This is a genomic window from Natrialba aegyptia DSM 13077, from assembly GCF_000337535.1.
GTDB classification, from domain to species: Archaea; Halobacteriota; Halobacteria; order Halobacteriales; family Natrialbaceae; genus Natrialba; species Natrialba aegyptia.
Genome location: NZ_AOIP01000030.1, coordinates 1 through 4,614, shown reverse-complemented (window position 1 = coordinate 4,614; position 4,614 = coordinate 1). Strand labels below are relative to the sequence as shown.

At 64.8% G+C, this 4,614-nt stretch carries 2 protein-coding genes and 2 pseudogenes; all 4 read left to right on the top strand.

Going from position 1 to position 4,614, the window contains the following annotated elements; all coding sequences use genetic code 11:
- Window positions 1–20: 20 nt before the first annotated feature.
- Window positions 21–779 (top strand): annotated as a pseudogene (locus tag C480_RS11110) (succinylglutamate desuccinylase/aspartoacylase family protein); the annotation flags it as partial.
- Between the two features lie 129 nt (window positions 780–908).
- A complete protein-coding gene (locus C480_RS11105; RefSeq protein WP_006665706.1) occupies window positions 909–2,021 on the top strand; it encodes a pyridoxal-phosphate dependent enzyme in 1,113 nt (370 codons plus the stop codon).
- 225 nt (window positions 2,022–2,246) lie between these two features.
- Window positions 2,247–2,948 carry a uridine kinase gene (gene udk / locus C480_RS11100; RefSeq protein WP_049903593.1) on the top strand — a complete coding sequence of 234 codons (702 nt, stop codon included), beginning with the start codon at window positions 2,247–2,249 and terminating at the stop codon, window positions 2,946–2,948.
- A 168-nt stretch (window positions 2,949–3,116) separates the two neighbouring features.
- A pseudogene (locus C480_RS11095) lies at window positions 3,117–4,614 on the top strand (arginine--tRNA ligase); the annotation flags it as partial.

Below are 4,614 nucleotides of genomic sequence, written 5' to 3'. Positions count from 1 at the left end.
AGAGATGTGTATAAGAGACAGTTCCCCAGCTCGATCCGACGACGCTGTCCGGGACGATCCTGATCGTCGGCATCGTCAACTACCACGCGTTCCAGATCGCCGAACACCGGAACCCGATCGACGACACGAAGATGAACCGGGCCTACCCCGGCACCGAAACCGGCACCTCGAGCGAACGCATCGCCGCCGCCACCTTCGATATCGCGACCCAGGCCGACCTCATTCTCGACCTCCACCAGGGCTCGACCAGTCGCATGCTCGACGAGGTCCGCGTTCGCTGTGGAAAACGCCACCGCCTCCACGACGACTGTCTCGAACTCGCGAAAGCCTTCGGCTGCGGCTACGTCCTGGACCAGAAAGGCCCGGACGGCCAACTCGCCCGCGCCGCTCCCGACGACGGGATTCCGACCATCGACCCCGAACTCGGCGGCTGCGTCGGCTGGGACGAAACGAGCATTCAGAAGGGCGTCGAGGGCGTCTTCAACGTCCTCTCCTACTACGACTTCATCGACGGCACGACCGAACTCGAGCGCCAGACCCGCGCCAACGGCTTCGAACAGTACGGCTCGCCGAACGGCGGCCTCGTCAGCTTCGAGAAAGACCTCGGCGAGCAAGTCGCATCCGGCGACGTGCTCTTCGAGATTACGACGCCCTTCGGCGAACCCAAGGCGACCGTTACCGCCGACAGCGACGGCATCCTCTGGCGAACTCGTCGCCTTCCCCAGGTCGCGACCGGCGAATACGTCTGCTCCGTCGGAACCGACATCGACTCCTACTGAAACCGCTCCAAACACGATCCCCGAAACTGATACCGACTGATACTCCACTAGACTCCCACCGCCACGAACACTACTAATCCACCACTAACACGCTACTACCAACCCACTACCCCACCACTGACACAGACTATGCCAACCGACCTCATCTGCCCCGCATGCGAGACGACGTATCAAGCCGGTCCGAACGAACCGTGGCGCTGTCAGTGCGGTCGCGCACTCGAGTTCAGCGAGCGTCCCCACCCCGAAGGCGACCCGCTTTCGCTGTCCCAACTCGACACGAGCGACGGCCTCTGGACGTTCTTCGAGTTCATTCCGATCGAACCGCACGTGACCTTCCACGAGGGCTTTACGCCGCTGGTCGACGACGAGGAGTGGAACGCCCAGTTCAAACTCGAGTACGTCTTTCCGACCGGGTCGTTCAAGGACCGCGGCGCGACGACGACGCTTTCGCGCGCAGTTGAACTCGGCGTCGACAAGATCGTCGAGGACTCGTCGGGAAACGCCGGGGCCGCGATCGCGACGTATGCGGCGCGGGCCGGCATCGAGGCGGATATCTACGTGCCGGCGGGGGTCAAGCAGTCGAAGCTGATGACGATTCAGCGGGCCGACGCCCGCCCCGTCCGCGTCGAGGGGAGCAGGCAGGACGTGACCGACGCCTGTATCGACGCGGTCGAATCCGGCGACGGCTGGTACGCGAGCCACGCCTGGAACCCGGCCTTTTACGCGGGCACGATGACCTTCGCGTTCGAGGTTGCAGCACAGCGCGAGTGGACCGTTCCCGACGCGGTCGTCCTCCCGGTCGGTCACGGGACGCTCCTGCTCGGGGCCTACCGGGGCTTTTCGTTGCTGAACGAGGCCGGTATCGTCGACGAGATGCCCCGATTGCTCGGCGCGCAGGCGGCGGGCCACGCCCCCATCGTCGAGGCGATCGGCGGCGATCCGGCCGGCGAGGACGACGAGGGAGCGGGCGACACCGACATCGCCGACGGCATCCAGATCGAACTCCCGGCGCGCAAGAACCAGATTATCGAGGCGATCACGGAAACGGGGGGCGAGGTCATCGCGCTCGGCGACGATCCGATCGAAGCCGCGCTCGACCGCCTCCATCGCAACGGCTTCTACGTCGAACCGACGAGCGCCGTCGCCCCCGCCGCCCTCCAGCAGTACCGCGAGGACGGCACGCTCGCGCCGGACGACGACGTCGTCGTTCCGCTGACCGGCAGCGGGTTGAAGACGCTTTGAGCGGCCCCTGCAGCGTGGCGTTTTCGGGTCCAGACCCGTTGTTGAACTCGTTTCTGCCGCCCCGGACCAGGGACAGGATCTTCGTTTCCGCCAGCAGCGCTCTTTGCGAGCGCCGTTTCGCTCTTCGACCGCACCACCGGCGCGACCGCCCGCCAGAGACACGACGGAGAGACACGACGAGTGCAGATCATCGGATTAATGTCGCCAACCGACCTGGATCGGACGATGAGTATTCCGTCGTTCGCCATCGGCATCGCCGGCGGCACGGGTGCCGGCAAGACCACCGTCTCGAGGACGGTCGCCGAAACCGTCGGCGAGGCAGTCACCCGAATCCCGCTCGACAACTACTACGAGGACCTTTCCCACCTCGACTACGAGGAGCGCGCGGACGTCAACTACGACCACCCGAACGCCTTCGAGTGGGAACTGCTTCGGGACCAACTGAACTCGTTGCTCATGGGCCAGCCCATCGAGATGCCCCAGTACGACTTCGAGCGCCACGTCCGGTTGGACGAGTTCGTCCACGTCGAGCCCACCGACGTGATCGTTCTCGAAGGCATCCTCTCGCTGCACGACGATGTCATCCTCGAGATGCTCGACCTCTGTGTCTACGTGATGACCGACGCTGACGTTCGCATCCTTCGGCGCATCGAGCGCGACGTGGTCGAGCGCGACCGCGATCTGGAGGGCGTCATCGACCAGTACCTGGGGACGGTCAAACCGATGCACGAGCAGTTCGTCGAACCGACGAAGAAAGACGCGGACGTGATCATCCCCGAGGGCGCGAATCGGATGGCCGTCGACCTGCTCACCGAGAAGGTGCAGGCCGAACTGAGCGGCGAGCGTGTCGCACCCGAGGACGAACTGGGTCGCGATGAGGATGGTGAACTCGAACTGCCACTGTCGGTCGCCGACTCGTCGGAGTAGACCGAACTCGGTCGTCGCTCCGTTCTATTGGTTCGGCCGTGACGCCGTTGCGGTCACCGAAATAACACACTGGTTACGGTTCATCACAGAATCGCCGTCGAACCCGGACGACCCGAATCGGCGACGAAACCCGACATTCCTTTACTTGCCCCCTGAATACGGGCGGGTATGTTCCTTGCCCTACGCGAAGAGGTCGAGGGCGCACTCGAGGCCGCGCTCGCCGAACTCGAGTTCCCCACGGACGACCTCGGGATCGAAGAACCGCCGGAAGACGTCGAGAGCGTGCTCGCTTCGAGCGTCGCGTTCCGACTCGCCGGCGAGGCCGGCGCGGCCCCGCCGCAGGTCGCCGCCCAACTCGCCGCGGAGATCGACACGGACGAACTGACCTACGTCGCCGCGGTGCAGACCCAGGGGCCGTACCTGAACTTCCTGCCGAGCGACGCCTACCTCGCCGAAACTCTCGAAATCGCGACCGAGGCCGAGTACGGCCACCTCGCGGACCGCGAGGAGTCCGTCGTCGTCGAGCACACGAGCGCCAACCCGACCGGCCCCGTCCACGTCGGGCGCGCGCGAAACCCGATCATCGGCGACGCCGTCGCCAACCTGCTCGACGCCGCCGGCTACGATGTCGACCGCCACTACTACGTCAACGACGCCGGCCGCCAGATCGCGACGTTCACCTGGGCCTACGAAACGTTCGACGAAGACGACTTCGATACCGAACCCGAACGCGACCGCATCGAGTACGACCTCGTGCGCTACTACCGCGTCGGGAACGCGTTCCTCGAAGACGGCCCCGAGGACGAAGTCGAAGCAGCGGAAGCCGAAATCGAGGCCATCATGCAGGGCCTCGAGGAAGGCGACGAAGAGGCCTACGACCGCGTCAGCGAGGTCGTCGACCAGGTCCTTGGCGGCATGACAGAGTGTCTCGAACGCCTGCCCGCCGAGTTCGACGAGTTCGTCAAGGAGACGCGGTTCATGCGCAACGGCGACACCGACGAACTCGTCGACCGCCTGCAGGAACTGGACGAGGCCGTCTACGAGGACGACGNTCGTCAAGGAGACGCGGTTCATGCGCAACGGCGACACCGACGAACTCGTCGACCGCCTGCAGGAACTGGACGAGGCCGTCTACGAGGACGACGCCTGGCAGCTCGAACTCGACGAGCACGGCATCGACAAGAATCTCGTCTTCCTGCGCTCCGATGGCACCACCCTCTACACGACCCGCGACCTCGCCCATCACGAGTGGAAGTTCGACAACTACGATCGCGCCGTGACCGTCCTCGGCGAGGACCACAAGCTGCAGGCCGACCAACTCCGACAGACCCTCGAACTGCTTGGCAACGATACCGACCAGCTGGAGAACGTCATCTTCTCGTGGGTCAATCTCCCCGGCGGACTCGGGATGTCTACCCGCGAGGGTACCGGCGTCGACTTGGACGACCTGCTCGACGAGGCGATCGACCGCGCCCGCCAGGAAGTCGAGGACCGCCTCGACGACCGCATTCGCGACGACGAGCTGACCGATGACGACGTCGAGCGAATCGCCCACCAGGTCGGAATCGGTGCCGTGCGCTACGACATCGTCTCGAAGCAGGCAACGAAGGCGATCACCTTCGAATGGGACCAAGCACTCGATTTCGAGGCCCAATCCGCACCCTAC